Source organism: Paraburkholderia sp. A1BS-2L (assembly GCF_051125205.1).
Classification (GTDB): Bacteria; Pseudomonadota; Gammaproteobacteria; order Burkholderiales; family Burkholderiaceae; genus Paraburkholderia.
Genome location: NZ_CP120431.1, coordinates 385,216 through 405,312 on the forward strand (window position 1 = coordinate 385,216; position 20,097 = coordinate 405,312).

At 65.3% G+C, this 20,097-nt stretch carries 15 protein-coding genes and 2 pseudogenes; 12 read left to right on the forward strand and 5 right to left on the reverse strand.

Features of this window, described 5'->3' with window-relative positions; all coding sequences use genetic code 11:
• The first annotated feature begins 492 nt into the window (after positions 1–492).
• The 3 genes from P5W98_RS31610 to P5W98_RS31620 all read left to right on the forward strand — a co-directional run bounded on the left by P5W98_RS31610 (position 493) and on the right by P5W98_RS31620 (position 3,863).
• A complete protein-coding gene (locus tag P5W98_RS31610) occupies positions 493–1,233 on the forward strand; it encodes a 3-ketoacyl-ACP reductase (RefSeq protein WP_421028367.1) in 741 nt (246 codons plus the stop codon).
• 598 nt (positions 1,234–1,831) lie between these two features.
• Entirely contained in the window at positions 1,832–3,055 is a 1,224-nt protein-coding gene (locus P5W98_RS31615) for a Zn-dependent hydrolase (RefSeq protein WP_421028368.1), read from the forward strand.
• Between the two features lie 43 nt (positions 3,056–3,098).
• Positions 3,099–3,863 (forward strand): DUF169 domain-containing protein, encoded by a 765-nt coding sequence (locus P5W98_RS31620; RefSeq protein WP_421028369.1) that lies wholly within the window; start codon positions 3,099–3,101, stop codon positions 3,861–3,863.
• A gap of 63 nt (positions 3,864–3,926) precedes the next feature.
• Here the strand turns inward: P5W98_RS31620 and P5W98_RS31625 are convergent, their stop codons facing one another.
• Positions 3,927–4,865: a helix-turn-helix domain-containing protein gene (locus P5W98_RS31625; protein ID WP_421028370.1), complete on the reverse strand. Its 939-nt coding sequence runs from the start codon at positions 4,863–4,865 to the stop codon at positions 3,927–3,929.
• Between the two features lie 191 nt (positions 4,866–5,056).
• On the opposite strand from P5W98_RS31625, the gene P5W98_RS31630 reads away from it, so the two are divergent.
• From P5W98_RS31630 to P5W98_RS31660, 7 genes and pseudogenes are all read left to right on the forward strand, one after another.
• The gene (locus P5W98_RS31630; RefSeq protein ID WP_421028371.1) at positions 5,057–5,956 is read left to right on the forward strand and encodes a DMT family transporter; all 900 of its coding nucleotides are present in this window, start codon (positions 5,057–5,059) and stop codon (positions 5,954–5,956) included.
• Positions 5,957–6,148: 192 nt separating this feature from the next.
• Complete coding sequence (locus P5W98_RS31635; protein ID WP_421028372.1) at positions 6,149–6,391, forward strand: type II toxin-antitoxin system CcdA family antitoxin; 243 nt, start codon at positions 6,149–6,151, stop codon at positions 6,389–6,391.
• The gene (locus P5W98_RS31640) at positions 6,391–6,708 is read left to right on the forward strand and encodes a CcdB family protein (RefSeq protein WP_421028373.1); all 318 of its coding nucleotides are present in this window, start codon (positions 6,391–6,393) and stop codon (positions 6,706–6,708) included. The genes P5W98_RS31635 and P5W98_RS31640 overlap by 1 nt, the downstream gene beginning before the upstream one ends.
• 345 nt (positions 6,709–7,053) lie before the next feature.
• Positions 7,054–7,497 (forward strand): (2Fe-2S)-binding protein, encoded by a 444-nt coding sequence (locus tag P5W98_RS31645; protein ID WP_421028374.1) that lies wholly within the window; start codon positions 7,054–7,056, stop codon positions 7,495–7,497.
• A 4-nt stretch (positions 7,498–7,501) separates the two neighbouring features.
• Positions 7,502–9,754 (forward strand): xanthine dehydrogenase family protein molybdopterin-binding subunit, encoded by a 2,253-nt coding sequence (locus P5W98_RS31650; protein WP_421042649.1) that lies wholly within the window; start codon positions 7,502–7,504, stop codon positions 9,752–9,754.
• Between the two features lie 81 nt (positions 9,755–9,835).
• Positions 9,836–10,908: pseudogene (locus tag P5W98_RS31655) on the forward strand (porin).
• Positions 10,909–11,002: 94 nt separating this feature from the next.
• Positions 11,003–11,989: an AraC family transcriptional regulator gene (locus P5W98_RS31660; RefSeq protein WP_421028376.1), complete on the forward strand. Its 987-nt coding sequence runs from the start codon at positions 11,003–11,005 to the stop codon at positions 11,987–11,989.
• A gap of 70 nt (positions 11,990–12,059) precedes the next feature.
• Here P5W98_RS31660 and P5W98_RS31665 read toward each other — a convergent pair whose 3' ends face one another.
• Positions 12,060–12,977 (reverse strand): LysR substrate-binding domain-containing protein, encoded by a 918-nt coding sequence (locus P5W98_RS31665; RefSeq protein WP_421028377.1) that lies wholly within the window; start codon positions 12,975–12,977, stop codon positions 12,060–12,062.
• A 118-nt stretch (positions 12,978–13,095) separates the two neighbouring features.
• On the opposite strand from P5W98_RS31665, the gene P5W98_RS31670 reads away from it, so the two are divergent.
• A complete protein-coding gene (locus P5W98_RS31670; protein ID WP_421028378.1) occupies positions 13,096–14,178 on the forward strand; it encodes a tartrate dehydrogenase in 1,083 nt (360 codons plus the stop codon).
• A 138-nt stretch (positions 14,179–14,316) separates the two neighbouring features.
• The gene (locus P5W98_RS31675; RefSeq protein WP_421028379.1) at positions 14,317–15,624 is read left to right on the forward strand and encodes an MFS transporter; all 1,308 of its coding nucleotides are present in this window, start codon (positions 14,317–14,319) and stop codon (positions 15,622–15,624) included.
• A gap of 86 nt (positions 15,625–15,710) precedes the next feature.
• On the opposite strand, the pseudogene P5W98_RS31680 reads toward P5W98_RS31675, so the two are convergent.
• The 3 genes and pseudogenes from P5W98_RS31680 to P5W98_RS31690 all read right to left on the reverse strand — a co-directional run bounded on the left by P5W98_RS31680 (position 15,711) and on the right by P5W98_RS31690 (position 20,077).
• Positions 15,711–16,408, reverse strand: a pseudogene (locus P5W98_RS31680) (DUF2894 domain-containing protein).
• Positions 16,401–17,066, reverse strand: a complete 666-nt coding sequence (locus P5W98_RS31685; RefSeq protein WP_421028381.1) for an OmpA family protein — start codon at positions 17,064–17,066, stop codon at positions 16,401–16,403. Before P5W98_RS31685 ends, P5W98_RS31680 begins: the two are co-directional and overlap by 8 nt.
• A complete protein-coding gene (locus tag P5W98_RS31690) occupies positions 17,063–20,077 on the reverse strand; it encodes a DUF802 domain-containing protein (protein ID WP_434718548.1) in 3,015 nt (1,004 codons plus the stop codon). Before P5W98_RS31690 ends, P5W98_RS31685 begins: the two co-directional genes overlap by 4 nt.
• Positions 20,078–20,097 lie beyond the last annotated feature (20 nt).

Here is a 20,097-nt window from a genome sequence, read left to right on the forward strand (position 1 = left end):
GCCCGTTCGGCTGAATATCGCCTGATTTGCGGAGGATTGATGGGGAAAGCGGGGGCGAGCGAGAGGATAGGGATTTGCCCTGGCTGCTGCCTTCAGGCCATGATGGCGGACATCCGGCTATGGGAAGCGGCGCCAAAATGTCTAGACAACACGAGGGCGGCGAATAAGTGGCCGGCACTGCTGGCGGTTGGGCATTTTATGCGGCAGTGCTATTGATCAGATGATTAAGCGGCTGCGCGGGTGCTTGAAAACGAAGCAACATGTTTATTTACAAACACGATAACGCTATAGATCATAATAAGGTGACAAATCACGGCAATAGCCGCTTGACTCGTGGCGATAAAAGATAAAGCGCTATTTATGCCGGTGTGCAGCATGATATTTCCATAAGGGATAGTGCCCATCGCCCCGGCATCGGATGCTGATGCACACTGCCTTTTATCCTCCTGTTGAAGCCGTTCTTTATACAACCGAGAAATGTTTGGAGGACTTATGGCACAGCGCATTGCCTACGTAACTGGCGGAATGGGTGGCATTGGAACCGCAATCTGCCAGCGGCTGCACAGCGATGGTTTTACCGTCATTGCCGGGTGCGGTCCGAATTCACCTCGCCGCGCACGATGGATCGAGGATCAAAAGGCGTTGGGATTCAATTTTGTAGCTTCAGAGGGTAATGTCGCCGATTGGGAATCGACGGTTAAGGCTTTCGAAAAAGTAAAGTCGGAAGTCGGTGAAATCGACGTGCTCGTCAACAATGCCGGAATTACCCGGGACGTCGTATTTCGCAAGATGACGCGCGAGGAGTGGGACGCCGTGATCGATACCAATCTCACCAGCCTCTTCAACGTGACCAAGCAGGTGATTGACGGCATGGTCAATCGCGGGTGGGGGCGCATCATCAATATTTCGTCGGTCAATGGCCAGAAAGGGCAGTTTGGCCAGACGAACTATTCGACGGCCAAGGCCGGTATTCACGGCTTCACGATGGCGTTGGCCCAGGAAGTTGCCACGAAAGGCGTAACGGTCAATACCGTTTCGCCAGGCTACATCGGGACCGACATGGTGCGCGCGGTGAAGCCCGAAGTGCTCGAAAAAATCGTGGCGAGCATTCCGGTGCGGCGTCTGGGTGAGCCGCATGAAATCGCATCCATATGCGCGTGGCTTGCTTCCGCAGAAGCAGGATTTTCAACCGGCGCGGACTTCTCGCTTAACGGCGGGCTTCACATGAGTTGAGCCTTCGGGCTGCATGCCGTTGCATTGTCTCTCGTGGCGTGCGGTATTGCGCAATGACCTCAACCAATCCCTGCCTGGCGAATAACGCTGGGCAGGGATTTTTCATTGGCGTGTCGCTTGTGCATGCCGATCCTGCCGATCGGGTTTGGAACTCTATGGCGGGTCAGGGACGCGAGTACGGATCCTGAACCGGCGCATGGCGCGTCGTATGGTGTCGATGGTGCGTGCTGTGCTTCGACTTCGATCTGGCTTTCGGTATTGCTTTCGCCCCGGCTTGCGAGTGCGGTTCGCCTGCAGGCAGCGGTTGTGTCGGTTGGGCGCCGGGAAGCGGCGGCGGAGAACTGGTGCGCGCGTGTTGCGGCGTGCTTCGGCCTTCACCGAAACCGGCTTGCCCTTCGCCGAAGTGATAGGTCTGCGAGGTTTGCGCTTGACTTGCAGCGGACAATGCCAATCCCATCAGTAACAGGTATTTCGGACGCTTCATGCATGTTCCTTTTGAACGAGGGGTATCAGGATAGCGCAATGTGGGTGGCGGAAGACTCTCGAATCGGTATGGCCACGGGCGTTATATGCTAGGTACTTTTCGGGAGCAACCACAATGATCCGCGTTAATCAGCAACGGCTCTGGGATTCGCTGATGGAGATGGCGCAGATAGGCGCTACTGCGCACGGCGGAAGTTGCCGTCTCGCGTTGACCGATGAAGATGTGCTGGGCCGTCGCCGTTTCATCCGCTGGTGCGAAGAGGCCGGCTGCGAAATCCGCATCGATCCGATCGGCAACGTGTTCGCGCGCCGGCCCGGCACGCAGGTCGACGCGCCAGCCGTGATGTGCGGCAGTCATCTGGACACGCAGCCGCTCGGCGGCCGCTTCGACGGCGTCTACGGCGTGCTCGCGGGCCTCGAGGCCATTCGCACGCTCAACGATCTCGGCATTGCGACGCGGCATCCGCTTGACGTCGTGGCATGGACCAATGAAGAGGGCTCGCGATTTACGCCGGGCATGATGGGCTCCGCGGTCTACGCCGGCACACTCGATCTCGACTATGCACGCGCGAGGCCCTGCATGCAGACGGGCGTGCTGCTCGGCGATGAACTCGAGCGCACCGGTTTCGCCGGTCCCGAGCGCGAGCGGCAGATGCCCAAAGCCTACTTCGAGGCCCATATCGAGCAAGGCCCGGTGCTGGAGAACGCCGGCATTCCGATTGGCGTCGTGACCGGCGTGCAGGGCATTTACGAACTCGACGTCACGGTAACCGGCTTCGAATCGCATGCGGGCACGACGCCGATGAACGTGCGCAAGGACGCGATGGGCGTGGCCGCCGCGATGATCGCGGCAATCGTCGAGCATGGCCATGGCTTCGACGCCGAAGCGCGCGTGACCGTCGGCCATGTCGGCTGCCAGCCGAACTCGCCGAGCACGATACCCGGCAAGGTCGGGTTCAGCGTCGATGTTCGCCACCCGTCGCGGCCGGCGCTGGAACGTCTCGTGGCCGATATCGAAGCGATCTGTCTGCAACGCACCGCGCTGCGCGGCACGAGCGTGCGCTTGGAGAAGGTCGCCGAGTACGAGCCGGTGGTTTTCGACGCGCAGTGCATCGCGCGCGTGCGCGAAGCCGCCATCGCCGCGGGCTATCCGTATCTGGAGATGCACAGTGGCGCGGGGCACGACGCCGTGAATCTCTCCTATGTTGCCCCGGCCGCGATGGTGTTCGTGCCGTGCAAGGCCGGGCTCAGCCACAACGAGGCGGAGGACGCCGACCCGGCGCACCTCGCACAGGGCGCGTCGGTGCTTGCGAACCTGCTGGCCGATTGCGCGCGATAGCCGTGTGAGGCATGTTGCCGTTCCTGTCTGGGAGACGAGCTTGATGAAAGACGAGTTGGGAAAACTGGCGGCAGACCTCGAGCGCTTGCTCAAGCTGCGCAGTCTGCCGTTTGGCATGACACTGTACGAGCGGCGCGAGGACATGGAGGCGATTCATCGCATTCGCCGCCCGAAGGCGATCCATACGCTCGATCAGATCGTGGGGCAAGCCGCCCGGTTGGGTTTTACGGTCGGTGTAACGGCGGATGATCTGGTCGGTTCGCAATGCCGGTCTGTCGTGGGCCTGGGAAATGCAAAGGATGCCGAATGGAAATCGGGTGCGCAAATGGCTGGTGTCTGGTACGCCACGCTCGAAGATTCCCGCGCCCATCAGGCGGCAATGGATTGTGTTGCGGACGGCAAGTATGAGGCGCTGGTGGTGTCCCCGCTTGCCGGTGGCCGAATCGAGCCGGCCATCGCGCTTTTCTATGCCACGCCGGGCGCCATGATGTATTTCATCAACGGCTTGCAGTGGTCGGGCTACAAGCGCTTCGACTGGAGCGTGGTGGGCGAATCGTCCTGCGCGGATTCGTGGGGCAGGGCGTTGAAGACGGGCGAGCCGAGCCTGTCGATTCCCTGCTTTGCCGAGCGCAGATACGGCGGCGTGCTCGACGACGAAATGCTGATGGCGCTGCCCCCCGGGACGCTGGCGAAGGCCATTGCGGGCATGGAAGCGCTCGCGAAGAACGGGCTTCGGTATCCGTTCGCGCAGTACGGGATCCAGCAGGACGTGCGGGCCGGCATGGAAGTGAGCTACGCAAAAAAGTAGCGGGATTCGGCAAAGGCGCCTGGCGGCGCGTGTGTTCCATCGGACTGTTTTCGCCAGCCGTGATCAGGCTCGAACCACCGTTGCGCCGGTACCGAGCGCTTGCCGATACACGTTGGGCGCGGCGCCGAACGCATCGCGAAAGCGATGGCTGAAGTGGCTTGCATTCGCGTAGCCGCACGCGCTCGCAATATGGGCGAGCGGCAGGCCGGTCGTGCGCAACAGCGCGCGAGCCCGTTCGAGCCGCTGCGCCGCAATCCATGCGTGCGGCGGCTGCCCGAACGAAACACGGAACATGCGTGCGAGGTGGTATTCGGAAAGGCAGGCGACTTCGGCCAGCGCGCCCAGCGTCAAGGGTTCGCCGAGATGGGCGTCGATGTAGTCGCGCAGACGCCGCCGCGTGGCCACCGAAAGGCCGCCCTTGAGCGCCGCGCCCGGACGGCGCACGCCCTGGCTGCGCAGCAGCAGGCTCAGCACTTCGTGGGCCGTTTCATTGCCGCGCAGCAGGCCCTCCGGATTGGCCCAGTCCTCGTTGGCGAGCGTCTGGCAAAGTGCGGCAATGCGCTCGTCTTCGAAGTACGTGCGGTCGGCGAGCGTGAGCTCGCGCGGTTCCTGGTCGAGTTCGCGAATGGCCCGTTGCGTGAAATGCCCGGGCAAAAAATAGAGGTGCATGAAATGCATGTGACCCCGCACCCACCAGCGCGATTCGTGATCGCCCGGCAGCGCGCAGAGCCGGCTTGGCGCGCCATAAACGCCCGGCAGCTTCTGCCGCTCCGTGCGGTAGCCGCCGTCGATATAACACGACAGCGTGTGATGGCCCGGCTGCTCATAGACAGTTTCGGCTTCGCGCGTTTCGCGCGTCCAGACCGCCGCCGCGAGTTGGTCGCCGAGCCACGCGAATCGCTCCAGCGTCGCGTTCGCGGCGCTTAACGTGCGGCACACCGAATGCAGCCCGAACGGCGTGCTGGCGAGGTCGAGCACGGGAGGCGACGAAGGAGCGTCCATGGTTCGGCGATCAGGCGGGGTGGGTGGTATCGGAATGATGACGGGTGGCTACCGCGAGCGGTTAGCGAGTCTGAGTATACGCTTCGGCCCCGCCTCGCGAGGGTCACCGGCAAGAAATGCGCAATCCTGGACAAGCGCGTGCCGCCGCTGCGCGCCATAGTTGAAGCCTCGAGTCCCGGTCAATCCCAGCCATGAATTTTCTTCTCTACGCGCTCACCGTGGTGATCTGGGGCACCACCTGGATTGCCATCAAGTGGCAGCTTGGCGTCGTGCCTGCGCCTGTTTCCATCGCGTGGCGCTTTGGCATTGCAGCACTGCTGATGTTCGCGCTGCTGCGCCTCATGCGCCGGCCCGCATGGCCGCCGCGCGCCGCCTGGCGCTATCTGGCGGCTCAGGGCATGGCACTCTTCTGCCTCAATTTCCTGTGCTTCTACTATGCCGAGAACATCGTGCCGAGCGGCCTCGTCGCCGTGGTGTTCTCGACAGCGCCACTGCTCAATTCGATCAACGGGCGTCTCTTCATGGGCCGGCCGTTGCAGCCCACCGCGTTGGGCGGGGCCGTGCTGGGACTCATTGGGATCGTGTGCCTGTTCGTGCAGCAGATGGCTGGCCATATCGGCGATCACACCGCCTGGCTGGGGCTCGCCGTCGCGTTTCTCGGCACGCAGTGTTTTTCGGTCGGCAATCTGCTGTCGAGCCGCATGCAATCGATGGGGCTGCATCCGCTCGTCACGAATGGCTGGGCCATGCTGATCGGCACGGCGGTGCTGCTGGCGGGCAGTGCGCTAGCCGGATTGCCGTTCACTATCGAGCTTGATGCGCGTTACCTCGGGGCGCTCGCCTGGCTCGCGGTGGCCGGCTCGGTAGTGGGCTTTACGGCGTATCTCATGCTGGTCGGGCGGATCGGCCCCGAGCGGGCCGCCTATTGCACGGTCTTGTTCCCGATCGTGGCGCTCGCGATATCGACCGTGTTCGAAGGCTACCGCTGGACATGGCTCACCGTGCTGGGGCTGCTGCTGGTGGTTGCGGGCAATCTCGTCGCCTTCGATCTCACGCGGCGCGTGTTCGTGCGCCGGGCATCAGCTTCCTGAGTGTGACCTCTGTAATGTCACTGACATATGACGGTTGCTTGTGCATAGGGGCGGCTGAACGCTCTCGTATTGCACCTGCCAAATAAACATCGACGAAGGCAAACAGCAGTGGCATTAGCCGTGGAGCTCGGTTGATATGTGAGTTATCATGTTGGGAAACATGCGCATAAATAGCTGCGCGGAGGATTCAACATGGCACATGCAACTACAGTCGGGCCGCGTAAGGCGACCAACGTGACATTGCCCGTTGACGTCTATGAACGGGCGAAAAATCTGGGCATCAATTTTTCCCGCACGTGCGAGCAGGCTTTGCGGGAGGCCATCAAGGCGGAAGAGGGGCGTCGCTGGGCCGAGGAGCACGCCGAATTCATCAAGCACACGAACGAATGGGTCGAGAAGAACGGCTTGCCACTGGCTGAGTACCGGACGTTCTAATGGCGCGATTTGACGTCTACTCCAATACCGGAAAAAGTCGGGCAATCACACCGTACCTTGTCGACGTGCAAAGCGACTTTCTGGAGGGACTGACATCCCGGGTCGTTATACCGCTGATCCGGGTTGACTCTTTTCCGCAAGGGAAACTTCCCGCGGATTTCACCCCCTCATTCGACATTGGTGGCATCCAGTGCATCCTGCATCCGGCATTTATTGCGTCGGTCCCTTTAAGTGAACTAGGACCGAAGAGCGGCTCACTACGAGAACACCGGGACCGGATTACTTCGGCGCTTGATCGCCTCCTGGGTGGCTACTGATCAGCCACGCGGCATCGTCGCGCGCTTCAACAAGGCCTAGCCAGGCTTGTCCCGGAAGTCGCTGAATGTCCCGTCAATATTCCATGGATGAAACGCCAACTCGCATTTGAACCCGGCGGGACGACGATCCGAATGGATGGAAAGAGGTAATGGCCCGATATAAAAGGACATCGGGAGAATCCTGCTATTTCCGGCTATTGAATGTCAAGCTGATCGAAAGAGACGATCGGCAACTTCTTTGGGTCATCGCGCCATTGTCGGGCATTTTGTCCGCCCCAAGAATCTCACGCATCGCCAACCGCTTTCGAAGCGGCCGCAAGCGGCGACTTCTGGGGAGACAAGCGCATGCAATTCACACTGAACGGTCGGCCTTTCGAGTTCGATGGCGACCCGGACACGCCCCTGCTGTGGGTGATACGCGAAGCCGCGGGACTGACCGGCACCAAGTACGGCTGCGGCATCGGCGCGTGCGGCGCCTGCACCGTGCATCTCGAAGGCGAGGCCACGCGCTCGTGCGTGCTGCCGGTCTCGGCGGTGGCCGGGCGCGCCATCACTACCATCGAAGGGCTCGCACCCGATGCGTCGCATCCGGTGCAGCAGGCGTGGATCAAGCAGGACGTGCCGCAATGCGGCTACTGCCAGTCGGGCATGGTGATGGCCGTGGCCGCGCTGCTCAAGCAGCACCCGCATCCCACCGACGCGCAAATCGACCAGGGCGTGACGAACCTGTGCCGATGCGCGACCTATCACCGTATTCGCGAGGCCATCCATGTCGCAGCGAAAGCCTGAGTGGATGTCTGAGCGGATGCGCCACGCCCCTGGCGTCGACGGCGCCGATCATGCGAGCACGCGCGCATCGCACCGCGAGAGCCGGCGCGCCTTTCTGAAGACCGGTCTCGCGATTGCGGGCAGCCTCGTGTTGCCGCTCGCGCTTGGCGAACACGTGGAGGCTGCCGAGGACGGCACGCGTTTTCGCGAGATCAACGACTGGGTTCGCGTCGATCCGGATGGCCGCACGATCATCGGTCTTTCGCAGGCCGAAGTCGGTCAAGGCGTCTACACGGGCCTGCCGCAGTTGCTCGCCGACGAGATGGACGCCGACTGGCGCCGCGTGAGCGTGGAGTTCGTCACGGGGCGCGACGCCTACCGCATTGCGGCTGCGAACGAACATCCACAGCAGTTCGTGGGCGCCTCGATGTCGGTCACCATGTTCCAGCAGCGTTTGCGCATTGCGGGCGCGCAGGCGCGCGAGGTATTTCTGGCGGCGGGTGCGCGGCGCCTGGGCGTGCGGCCCACGCAGTGCGCGACGAAGAGCGGCCGCGTGATCCATCTGCAAACGGGACGCTCGCTGGGCTACGGCGAATTGCTCGCGGACGCGGCGCAACTGCCGCTCAATCCGCAGCCGCGCCTGAAGGCGCAGTCGGCGCGCACGCTCATCGGCCAGCCGCTGCACAAGCTCGACGTGCCCGCGAAGGTCAACGGCAGCGCCGTGTTCGGCATCGACGTGAAGGTGCCCGGCATGCTCGAAGGCGCCCTGAAAATGGCGCCCGCGCTCAACGGCAAGCCGGTGGCCGTGCGCAATCGCGACAGCGTGCGTGCGCTGCCGGGCGTGGTCGACGTGGTGCTGGCCAAAGACGCCGTGATCGTGGTGGCGAATACATACTGGCAGGCGAAGAAAGCGTGCGATGCGCTCGACGTGCAATGGCACGCCGGTGCACTGCCGGCGGACAGCGCGGCGATTCTCGCGCAGCGCAAGGCCGCGCTGATCTCGGAGCACGCGGTGGCGGCCACGCGCATCGGCGATGCGCCGGCGCAGTTCGAAGCCGCGCATGCCACGGGCGGCGCGTCCCCGGGCGTGAAGGTGATCGAAGCCGACTACCACACGCCATACATCGTCCACGCGACCATGGAGCCCGTGAACGCGACGGTGCATGTGCGCGAGCACGAGATCGAGGTGTGGGGCCCGATTCAGGGGCAGGACAAGGTGCGTTGGGCGCTCGGCGGCATCTTCAAGCTGCCGCCTGAAAAAGTGATTGTGAACACAACGTTTCTCGGCGGCAGCTTCGGACGCAAATACGTGCCCGATTTCGTGATTCACGCGGCCGTCGCTTCGAAGGCGGTGGGCCGCCCGGTCAAGGTGATCCGCTCGCGCGAGGACGATATCCGTCACGGCTTCTACCGCCCGGGCGTTTCCGCGCGCATGCGCGCCGTGCTCGGCGCCGACGGCTATCCGCAAGCAATGCATTTGCGCGTGGTGGGGCAGTCGCTCTACTGGTCGATCAAGCGCGATTACTTCGAAAAGGCGGGCGGCTGGGACGAGACCATGCTCGACGGCCTCTACGATCTCGGCTACACGGTGCCGAATCTGCTCGTCGATTCGGTGAGCGTCGATCAGCATATTCCCGTGAGCTTCATGCGCAGCGTGGGCAGCACGTCGAGCATCTTCTTTCTCGAAAGCTTCGTGAACGAACTCGCGCACGCGGCGCGCATCGATCCGCTCGAGTACCGGCGCAGGCTGCTGCGCGACGATCCGCTCGCGCTGCGTGTGCTCGAGCGCACGGCGGCGCGAGCCAACTGGGCGCGCAAACCCGCTGCGGGCGTGCATCGGGGGCTCGCATACAGCCTCTACACGGGGCGCGGCGGCGCATTCACGACCTATGTCGCCATCGTTGTGGAACTGCGCATGGTGGACGGCAAGGCGAAGCTCGAACGGGTCGTGTGCGGCATCGACTGCGGCCAGGCGATCAATCCCATGCTGGTGCGCGAGATGGTGGAGGGCGGCATCGGCTTCGCGCTCACCAATACGTTCAAGAGCGAAATCACGTTCAAGGACGGCGCGGTGGCGCAGGCGAACTTCTCCGACTATCCGCTCCTGTCGCTCTCGCAGATGCCGAAGATCGAAGTGGAGATCGTCGAGAGCGACCGCACGCCGCAAGGCTGCGGTGAGGTGGTGCTGCCGCCCGTCGCGCCCGCCGTGGCCGCCGCGCTGTTCGAGGCCACCGGCACGCGTTTGCGCACGATGCCGCTCGAACAGGCGTTGGCCTGAGCATCGAAGCGGGCCGTGCAAGCGGCCCGGCAGATGCACACAACAATAAGCATGACTGATAAAAAATTTCGGAGACACCTGATGAAAAAATGGATTGCGGCAGCCGCGCTCGCCGGCACGTCGGCGCTCGCCTGGGGACAAAGCAGCGTCTCGCTCTATGGCATCGTCGACACAGGCATCGAGTACTACAACAACGCAGCGAAGGGCGGATCGTTCGTCGGCATGCCTTCGCTCACGGGCGAAGTGCCGTCGCGTTTCGGCCTGCGCGGCCAGGAAGATCTGGGCGGCGGCTACAAGGCCTTCTTCGTGCTGGAGAACGGCTTCGCGCCCAATAGCGGCGCGCTCAATTACGGCGGACGTCTGTTCGGGCGCCAGGCGAACGTGGGCGTGAGCAGCGACTATGGCGCGCTCACGCTGGGCCGCCAGATGAATATGTCCATGTACGTGCTGTTCAACGCGGACGTGATCGGTCCGGCGATTCATTCGATGGCGAGCTTCGACAGCTATCTGCCGAACGCGCGCAGCGACAATGCCGTGGGCTATCTCGGCAAATTCCACGGCGTGACGCTCGGCGGCACCTATAGCTTCGCGCGCGACGCGGCGGGACCAGCCGGACCTTCGGCGACCACTGTGGCGGTCAGCTTCCCGGCGACGCCGTGGCCTGTCGCCAGTACACGATGATGCTCGCCTACGACAACGCATGGGGCGGCGCGGCGGCCTCGTACGACGTGATGTACGGCGGTCCGGGTGCTTCGGCGCCGCTCGTGAGCAGCGCCGACACCGACAAGCGCGTGATCGTGGACACCTACGTGAAGTTTGGCGCGGGCAAGGTGGGCGGCGGCTGGATCCGCCGCAACACGGCGGCGGCCGAGCACGCCCAGTCGGACATCTTCTTTCTTGGCGCCGAGTATTACGTGGTGCCCACGTTCGCGCTCGACGCTCAGGCACTGCGCTACCTCTTGCGCGATCATGCGAATTCGACGCTGCTGATCGCGCGCGCAAACTATTTCGTCTCGAAGCGCACGACGCTTTATGCTTCGCTGGGTTACATGATGAACAGCGCGCGCGCGGCGAACGCCGTGGCCGCAGGCGGCACGGTGCCCTTGGGCACGAACCAGCTTGGCGCGATGATGGGTATTCAGCAGCGCTTCTGAAGCGGCGCTCGCGAAAAACGCCGGAAAAAGTGCAGAAAAAGGGCGCTCCCGAGGGCGCCCGCAAGTACACCCGAAGGGAAACGGAGAGGAGCACATGGCCACAGACCTGTTGAGCGCCGCGCTAGCCGATCTGCGCGCCGACGCCGTGGTGACGGGGCACTTCTCGCTCGCGGCGCCGTGGGCGTTCGTGAAGCCGGCCGTCGAAGGCGCGGCGTTCAGGACCGCCTTCGGCGGCCCTTACACCATCATCGTGGAGGGCATGGAGCCGTTGCGCGTCGAGCCGGGCGACTTCGTGCTGCTGCCGCACGGGCACGAGCATGTGCTCGCGTCGGCGCCCGGCGTGACGCCGGTGCCGTTCGACGATCTCGTTGCGCGCGAAGGCATCCGGCCGAGTTTCGACACGCCCCTGCGTCTCACGGCGGGAGGCAGCGGCGAGGTCTGCGATCTCTATACGGGCATCGTGTTTTACCGCGAGGCGGTGCGCAATCCACTCTTCTCGGTGCTGCCGCCGCTCATTCACGTGCGCGCGAACGATCCCGCGGTCGGCCCCTGGCTTGCCGATACGCTGATGGCATTCATCCGCGAATCGATGGCGTGCCAGCCAGGCTGGGCGGTCGCGGCGGCGCGCCTCGCCGACGTGCTGTTCGTGCAATTGCTGCGCGCGCATCTGGCCTCGGCAATCAGCCACACGGGCTGGCTGCGCGGCTTGATGGACCCGCAGATCGGCCGTGCGATCGCGCAGTTGCATCGGCACCCCGAGCGCGACTGGACCGTCGAATCGCTGGCCGCCACGGCGGGCATGTCGCGCTCGCGCTTCAGCGCGCGGTTTGTCGAACTCGTTGAGGAGACGCCGATCGGGCATCTCACCGCGTATCGCATGTATTTCGCGAGCGGCGCGCTGCGCGATTCGCGGCGGCGGCTGATCGAGATTGCGACGAGTGTGGGCTATGCGTCGGAGAAGGCGTTCATTCGCGCGTTCCGGCGCTGGTCGGGCATGGCGCCCAAGCAGTACGCGCGCAGCGTGCGCGATCCTCATGAGGCGCCTTACGCGCCGGGCGTACCACCTGCCGCTTCGCCATGATGCGGCAAGAACGGCGCGGCTCCGCATCGCCGTGCGGGGTGAGTCGCGGGCGTGTCATGCCTGAAGCGGTTCAGCCCCGGCGCGCCTCGAGTTCCTGCGCGAGGAAGTCGACAAAGGCGCGAATGCGCGTGGACATCTGGTGCCGCTGCAAATAAACGGCGTAGATGTCTGCGTTGGGTGTGTCGTACTCGGGCAGCACCTGCACGAGCCGGCCATCGGCCAGATACTCGGCGATGTCCCATTCGGCGCGCATCAGGATGCCGTGCCCCTCCAGCGCCCAGTGCACGGCGATCTCGCCGTCATTGGTGGTGAGATTGCCGTTGATGCGCACCGTCTCGGTCTTGTGCGCCGCACCGCGCCCCGCGATGAGACGCCAGACGCCGTAAGCCTCGTCGCCCTGGCGGATGCCGATGCAATTGTGGCGCGTGAGCTCCTGCGGCGTGGCGGGCACGCCGCGCCGCGCGAGATACGCGGGCGACGCGCACAGCAGCCGCCGGTTGGCCGCGAGGCGGCGCGCTACCACGCGCGTATCGGGCGGTTCGCCAAAGCGCACGCAGACGTCGAAGGTGTCGTCGGTGAGCGGCGGCGGCGCCACGGAAAGCTGCAATTGCACGCTCACCTGCGGATGCTTCTCCACGAACCGCGAGATGGCCGGCCCGACGTGGCTGCGCCCGAAGCCGAGCGTCGCGTTCACACGCAGCAGGCCCTTGGGACTCTTTCTCGCGCTGCCGAGCAGTTCGGCCAACTCGTCGATGTCGTCGAGAATGCGCCGCGCGCGCTCCAGATACAGCTCGCCCTCGGGCGTGAGCATCATGCGCCGCGTGGTGCGGTTGACGAGCGACACCCCCGCGCGCTGTTCCATCTGCGTGAGGCGCTTGCTCACGGCCGCTGCGGTGAGCCCCAGCTCGCGCGCCGCGGCGCTCAGGCTGCCCGCCGCCGAAAGCGTAGAGAAGAACGAGAGATCGGCGGGGTGCACGGCTTCACTCATAAATGACCCGCATTTGTGAATTGAAGTTAAGAATGCTTTGAGTCTAGCACCGGTTACGGCGCTCCTGGTTCGGTAAAGTCCAATCCACATTCAATCGAAGGACGTGGAGACGGACACCATGAAGACGTATCGCATCGCAACCATTCCCGGCGACGGCATCGGCAAGGAGGTCGTGCCGGCGGGCAAGGCCGTGCTGGAAGCGCTCGCACGCACGAACCGCTCGTTCGCGTTCGAGTTCGAGAACTTCGATTGGGGCGCCGACCACTACCGCGCCAACGGCGTGATGATGCCCGCCGACGGCCTCGACCAGATCCGCGACAAGGACGCGATCCTGTTCGGCTCGGCGGGCGACCCCGATGTGCCCGATCACATCACGCTGTGGGGGCTGCGCCTGAAGATCTGCCAGGGCTTTGATCAGTACGCGAACGTGCGCCCGACGCGCATCCTGCCCGGCATCGATGCGCCGCTCAAGCGCTGCGGTCCGCAAGACCTGAACTGGGTGATCGTGCGCGAGAACTCCGAAGGCGAATACGCGGGCGTGGGCGGGCGCGTGCACCAGGGCCATCCGATCGAGGCGGCCACCGATGTCTCGATCCTCACGCGCGCCGGCGTCGAGCGCATCATGCGCTTCGCGTTTCGCCTCGCGCAGTCGCGTCCGCGCAAGCGGCTCACGGTCATCACGAAGAGCAACGCGCAGCGTCACGCCATGGTGATGTGGGACGAAATCGCCAACCAGATCGCCGCCGAATTCCCGGACGTGAAGTGGGACAAGGAACTCGTCGATGCCGCCACGGCCCGCATGGTGAACCGTCCCGCCACGCTCGATACCATCGTCGCGACCAACCTGCACGCGGACATCCTCAGCGACCTGGCCGCCGCGCTTGCGGGCAGCCTCGGCATTGCGCCCACCGGCAACATCGACCCCGAGCGCCGCTATCCGTCGATGTTCGAGCCGATCCACGGCTCGGCGTTCGACATCATGGGCAAGGGCCTCGCGAACCCGGTGGGCACCTTCTGGTCGGTGGTGATGTTGCTCGAACATCTGGGCGAGCAGGCCGCCGCGCAGCAGGTGATGGATGCGATCGAGCGCGTGACGGCCGACCCGGCGCTGCACACGGGCGACCTCGGTGGCACGGCCACTACCGCGCAAGTCACCGATGCAGTGTGTGCGCTGATCGAGAAGGTGGCCGTTGCGGCCTGAGTTGCTGCCTGAATTGCCGCCTGAACCGCTTTCGACGGCGCGTGCCCAATCACACGAATCCACTACGACACACGCACGCGCCGCTTTGAAACCGTGATCCGCGCTTCGCGTGCGGAACGGTCTCCAAGGAGGAGATACATGCATTCCGAACTCGAAAACCGAGTCTCGAAGAAACTCCTGTGGCGCATCATTCCGTTTGTGATGCTGCTGTATTTCGTGAGCTTTCTCGATCGCGTCAACGTGGGCTTCGCCGCGATGTCGATGAACAAGGCCATTGGTTTGTCGTCGGCAGCGTTCGGCTTTGGCGGCGGCCTGTTCTTTATCGGCTACTTCATTTTCGAAGTGCCATCCAATTTGATCTTGCATCGCGTGGGCGCGCGCGTCTGGATCGCGCGTGTGATGGTCACGTGGGGCATCGTGAGTGCAGCTTCGGCATTCGTTAGCGGTCCTGCGAGTTTCTACACGCTGCGCTTCCTGCTGGGCATCGCGGAAGCGGGCTTCTTTCCCGGCATCATCCTGTACCTGAGCCAGTGGTTCCCGTCGCGCCAGCGCGCCGTGGCCGCCGCCTGGTTCATGGCCGCCGCGCCCATCTCCACGGCCATCGGCTCGCCGCTTTCGGGCGCGATCATGCAGATGAAGCCGATGTTCGGTCTCGCCGACTGGCAGATGCTCTACGTGCTCGAAGCGATTCCCGCAGTCGTGCTGGGCTTCGCGGTGCTGCGCTGCCTGACCGATGCGCCGGCGAAGGCGCCATGGCTCGCCAGTGACGAAAAGGGCTGGCTCATCGGCAAGCTCGACGAAGAAGCGAGCGCGCGCAACGCGCAGCACGGCGATACGGGCGCGGTGCTGGCGGCGCTGTGCAATCCGCGCGTGCTCGCGCTGGCGCTGATTTACTTCGGCACTTCGGCGGGGCTCTATACGCTTGGCATCTGGGCGCCGCTGATCGTCAAGCAGTTCGGCTACAGTCCGTTCCAGACCGGTTTGCTCACCGGTATTCCGAGCGTGGCGGCGGTGGTGGCGATGGTGCTGTGGGCGCGCCATTCGGACCGTACCCAGGAGCGCACGTGGCACGTGGTGGTGCCGTGCCTGCTCGCATGCGCCGGGTTCGTGCTGGCGGCCGGCGCAAACGGCACGGCTGCGATCGTGGGTGCGCTCGTGCTCGCCAACGTGGGCATCAGCGCGGCCAAGGCGCCGCTGTGGGCGATGCCGGGCGCGTTCCTTTCGGGCGCGGGCGCCGCTGCGGGGATCGCGATGATCAATTCGCTCGGCAACCTGGGCGGCTTCGTCGGGCCTTCGGCGATCGGCTGGCTCAAGAACACGACCGGCGGCTATGGCGCGGGCCTGTATGTGGTGGCGGCGACGCTCGCGGTTTCGGCGGTGGTGACGCTGGTGCTCGGACGCAAGACCGGCGCCGAGGCCGAGCCGCTTGCCCAGGCGCCTCGCTGAAAACGTGCGCGGCGTGCTGGCAAGCAAGATGAAGATGCCCCGCGCCGCTGTTCTGTGCGTTGGCGCTTGGCGGTCGCTAATGGTCGCTATTGCGTGCCCTTGCGCGTTCCCTTCTTCGGCGCGGCTTTCGTGCCCGCCCTTGCGTTATTCGCACGCGGCGTTTCCTTCGGCGCCGGCGCCGTGGCGGCGTTCAAGTCTTCGAGCCACGACAGCGCGTCGGCATACGCGAGGAACTGGCGCAGATAGCCCGGCGAGAGCTCGCGCATGAGCAGCAGCGCACGGTGCACGAGGCTGCTCGAATTGAGCGGCCCCGCATTCTTCGGCACCTGATCGAGTGACTGCTGGACCTGCTGGTCGGCGCTCAGGTGCGACCAGACTTCGCGGAAGTAATCGAGCAGTTCCGCAGGCGGCCCGCTGCGTGCGAGATGGTCCGCGTTGCCGATGTGCGAGGTGAGTGCGCCATGCGCGCTTGCGCCTTGTCGTGACGCGTCTTCAGCGTGCACGGGTGGATTCGAGGCGGCGTGCAATGCCGCGCGCTCGATCGCGCCGGCATAGTCGGCGAGCAATCCGTCGATGCGCGCATCAAGCGACGTAGCCGCGGCGATCGACCATCGTGGCGGGCGCGGCGGTCCAATGCGTCGATCAACGCGTAGCGCACGGGATCGAGCCGGTCCGCGCCCCGAGCGCGCCAGGCGTCGAGCGCGGCGCGCGCGCGCGTGGCTTCGGGCTCGGCGGTTTCTTCGTGTTCGTTCTCGCGGGGGAGTTCGCGCGCGCCGTCATTCATGGCCGTTATGCGCCCCGGTTTGCGCACGCGCGCTGCTCGCGGGCCTCGGCACCGCGGCGATCTCCACGCGGCGATTCTTCGCGCGGCCTGCTTCGTCGGCGTTCGAGCTCACGGGCTGTTCCGAGCCGAACGCGGCCGCGAACACCGACTGCGCCGGCACGCCCGCATCGATGAACGCGCGCGTCACGGTCAGTGCGCGCTGGGCCGAGAGTTCCCAGTTGTCGGCGAAGCGGCGGTTGCCCGCGTGTACCTGCTGGTCGTCGGCGAAACCGCTCACCATCAGAATCTGGTCGCGGTCGCGCAGATACGCGGCGAGCGGCCCAGCGAGACTCTTGAGCAACTCGCGCCCTTGCGGCTGGAGCTGGTCGGAGTTCAGCGCGAACAGCACGTTGCCGCTGATGCCGATGCGCCCGTTCACGAGCGTCACGCGCCCCGCCGCGAGCGGGCCGGCCAGCGCCTGCTCGAGCGTCTTGCGCCGCTGCGTTTCGATCTGGCGCTGCTTGACCTCGTTGGCGAGACGTGTCGACGCTTCGAGCTGCATGCCGATCACCCCCACGAGGATCAACACGAACGCGCCCAGCAATGCCGCCATCAGGTCGCCGAATGCGGCCCAGACTGGCGCGGTGGGCTCCACGCCGCCGTCGATTTCGTCGTTCATGCGGCTTCAGCCCCTGCCTGCACGCGCAAGCGTTGCAGGTTCTCGACGATCTGCTTCTGCGACAGCAGGCTCAGGTCGATCACTTCCTTGGCCTGGGCGACGTAGTAGGCGAGCTGGTCGTCGCTGCGCGCGAGCGACTTGTCGAGCGCCGTTTCGATGCGCTGCAACTGCGTCATGAGCTTGTCGTTCGATGCGCCGAAGTGCTGGACGGCCGCGCCGAATGCATCGCCGAGGCTCGCCATTTCCACGGCGCTGCCCGTGACCTGAGCGGCCGCGCCTTCGAGCGTCTGCGCGCCGGTTTCCACCTGGCTGGAGAAGCGCTCGCCCACGCGCTCCATGAGTCCTGCCGAGGTTTGCACGAGCGCGTCGATGGCGGTGCGCTGCTCGGTGCTCGCGTGGTTCACGGCGTCGAGCAGCGTGGTGACGGTGGAGAGCAGTCGGCCGCGCTCTTCAAGCATCGCGGTGTCCTGCACCATGCTTTCGGAGAGCTTCTTGCGCAGTTCGGCGACCACTTCCGCGGCCACGCGCGGCGCTTCCGACGCGGCATCGACGAGACGTGCGATTTCGGCGATGGTGCCATTGGCGTGCGCTTCGGTGTGTGCGGCGATGTCGCTGGCGGCTTTCGCGAGCGCATCGCAGGTGGCTTGCTGGCGTTCGGCTGCTTGCGTGTTTGCGGCTTGCCATGCCGCCGCGTTGGCCTCCGCCGCGCGTGCGATTTCCGCGATCGTGCCGCTCGCATGTGCTTCAGTTTGCGTGGTGATGTCGTTGGCCGTTTTCGTCAGCGCATCGCAAATGATCTGCTGGCGTTCCGCTGCTTGAGCGCTCGCGGCTTGCCATGCCGCCGCGTTGGCCTCCGCCGCGCGTGCGATTTCCGCGATCGTGCCGCTCGCATGTGCTTCAGTTTGCGTGGTGATGTCGTTGGCCGTTTTCGTCAGCGCATCGCAGATGATCTGCTGGCGTTCCGCTGCTTGAGCGCTCGCGGCTTGCCATGCCGCCGCGTTGGCCTCCGCCGCGCGCGCGATTTCCGTGATCGTGCCGCTTGCATGTGCTTCGGTTTGCGTGGCGATGTCGTTGGCCGTCTTCGTCAGCGCATCGCAAATGATCTGCTGGCGTTCCGCTGCGTGAGCGCTTGCGGCTTGCCATGCCGCCGCGTTGGCCTCCGCCGCGCGTGCGATTTCCGCGATCGTGCCGCTCGCATGTGCTTCAGTTTGCGTGGTGATGTCGTTGGCCGTTTTCGTCAGCGCATCGCAAATGATCTGCTGACGTTCCGCTGCCTGCGCGCTCGCCGCCTGCCAGGCCGCCGACGTTGTCTCGGCCACGCGCGTGATTTCGGCAACCGTGCGGTTCGTGTGCGCACTGGCGTGTGCGGCGATATCGCTGGCGGTCTTGTTCAGCGTCTCGCACACGGCCTGCTGACGTTCCGCAGCCTCGGCGCTGGCCGCTTGCCATGACGCCGCTGCCGCCTCGGCCGCGCGCGAGATTTCGGCGAGCGTGCTGTTCGCGTGCGCTTCGGTCTGGGCGGCGACCGCTTCGGCGGTTTGCGCGAGCGTGGCGCACACGGCCTGCTGATGTTCGGCGGCCTGCGTGCCGGTCGCGCGCCACTCGTCGCGCAGCGTGGCGCTCATCGCGCCAAGCGTTTCGCGCCACGTTGCGAGGCGCGCCTCGTCTCGCGCGACAAGCTGCGTTTGCAGATTGGCATGCGCATCGCTCACGGCGCGCAGAAGCGCGGCCGAGTGCTGCTCGAAAGTCGCGGCGGCCGAGGCGAGCGCCTGCTGATTGTCCCCCGCGAGTTTTTCACCGGCGCGCTGCTGGCTCGCGAGCGCGTCCTGCCACGCCTGCGAAACACCGGAAGCCGACGCCGCAAGCCGCGCATCGACGTCGTGCACCAGATTGGCCGAGCGCTCCTCGAAGGTCGCGGCGAAGCGTTCAAGCGCGCCTTGCAGGTCGCGCGCGAGCGCTTCGCCCGAACGGCGCTGGTCGGCCAGCGCCTCGGTCCAGATGCCGGCCACGCGCGTGGCGTTGGCCTCGAAGCCCGAGGCGAGGCCGTCGAGCTGGCGCTCCACGGCCTGCGTGAGCGTACCGTGCAATGCGGCGCTTTCGCGCGCGACGCCCGCCATGGTCGCTTCCACGACCGGCGCGAACGCCGCGCCGGCGGCGCGCGCGCTTTCGGCGGCGCTGGCCTTGAGCGATTCGCCCACTGAGGAAGCCAGGCGCGCATACGCCGCCTCGGCGTTGCCGAGGAAGGCTTGCTGGCTTGCGAGCTGGCGTTCGCCGAGCGCGGCGCCCTGGCGTTCGATGGCCGTCATCATCGCATCGAGGCGCTCGACCAGCTTGGGCATCGCATCGGCCTGGCGCGCCATGAGCGCGAAGCTCGTCTCGCGCTGGTGCGCGTGCGAGAACGGGCGCAGCGTGGTGGCGCTCAGCGCGTCGAGGCGCTGGGCGGTCTCGATGCGCTCGCGGCGGCACAGCGCCGAGAGCAGGCCCAGCATTGCAGAACTCGCGACGCCCGCGATCGAAGTGCCGAACGCGAAGCCGAGCCCGCGAATCGGACCGGCGAGCGCAGCGCGAATGCCATCGAGATCGGTGGCGCCGTCAAGCGCCACGCCGGTGCCGCGCAGCGTCGTCACCATGCCGAGCAGCGTGCCCAGCATGCCGAGCAGCACCAGCATGCCGACCAGATAGGGCGTGAGCGACGGGCCGGGCAGCGCGACGCGCTCGCCTTCGACGCGCGCGCGCACGGCGCTGCGCAGGCTCGGATGCAATTGATCGAGCCAGCCGCCGAGCGAAGCGGCTGGCATGGGCGCGGTGCCCACGGCGCCGACGGCGCGCGCGAGCGTGGCGGTGGCCTGAGTGTAGCGGTAGAGCTCGAAGGCGCCGGCCACATAGCAGGCGCCGATCAGCATGGTGACCGCGAGCGCGAGCGGATTCGAGCCGGCATAGCCGGCGGCGATCCAGCACACTGCGGCGAGGCCGGCGAGGAAAACAACGAGATCGATACGAAGTCTGGACATAGCGTTTGGGTTAGCAGGCG

Excerpts from the sequence above, each read along its gene's own strand:
- P5W98_RS31650 (WP_421042649.1), top strand. The coding sequence starts at position 7,502 with ATGTCTGAGCGGATGCGCCACGCCCCTGGCGTCGACGGCGCCGATCAT.
- P5W98_RS31620 (WP_421028369.1), top strand. The coding sequence starts at position 3,099 with ATGAAAGACGAGTTGGGAAAACTGGCGGCAGACCTCGAGCGCTTGCTC.
- P5W98_RS31670 (WP_421028378.1), top strand. The coding sequence starts at position 13,096 with ATGAAGACGTATCGCATCGCAACCATTCCCGGCGACGGCATCGGCAAG.
- P5W98_RS31690 (WP_434718548.1), bottom strand. The coding sequence starts at position 20,077 with ATGTCCAGACTTCGTATCGATCTCGTTGTTTTCCTCGCCGGCCTCGCC.
- P5W98_RS31675 (WP_421028379.1), top strand. The coding sequence starts at position 14,317 with ATGCATTCCGAACTCGAAAACCGAGTCTCGAAGAAACTCCTGTGGCGC.
- P5W98_RS31640 (WP_421028373.1), top strand. The coding sequence starts at position 6,391 with ATGGCGCGATTTGACGTCTACTCCAATACCGGAAAAAGTCGGGCAATC.
- P5W98_RS31630 (WP_421028371.1), top strand. The coding sequence starts at position 5,057 with ATGAATTTTCTTCTCTACGCGCTCACCGTGGTGATCTGGGGCACCACC.
- P5W98_RS31645 (WP_421028374.1), top strand. The coding sequence starts at position 7,054 with ATGCAATTCACACTGAACGGTCGGCCTTTCGAGTTCGATGGCGACCCG.
- P5W98_RS31685 (WP_421028381.1), bottom strand. The coding sequence starts at position 17,066 with ATGAACGACGAAATCGACGGCGGCGTGGAGCCCACCGCGCCAGTCTGG.
- P5W98_RS31635 (WP_421028372.1), top strand. The coding sequence starts at position 6,149 with ATGGCACATGCAACTACAGTCGGGCCGCGTAAGGCGACCAACGTGACA.
- P5W98_RS31615 (WP_421028368.1), top strand. The coding sequence starts at position 1,832 with ATGATCCGCGTTAATCAGCAACGGCTCTGGGATTCGCTGATGGAGATG.
- P5W98_RS31660 (WP_421028376.1), top strand. The coding sequence starts at position 11,003 with ATGGCCACAGACCTGTTGAGCGCCGCGCTAGCCGATCTGCGCGCCGAC.
- P5W98_RS31610 (WP_421028367.1), top strand. The coding sequence starts at position 493 with ATGGCACAGCGCATTGCCTACGTAACTGGCGGAATGGGTGGCATTGGA.
- P5W98_RS31665 (WP_421028377.1), bottom strand. The coding sequence starts at position 12,977 with ATGAGTGAAGCCGTGCACCCCGCCGATCTCTCGTTCTTCTCTACGCTT.
- P5W98_RS31625 (WP_421028370.1), bottom strand. The coding sequence starts at position 4,865 with ATGGACGCTCCTTCGTCGCCTCCCGTGCTCGACCTCGCCAGCACGCCG.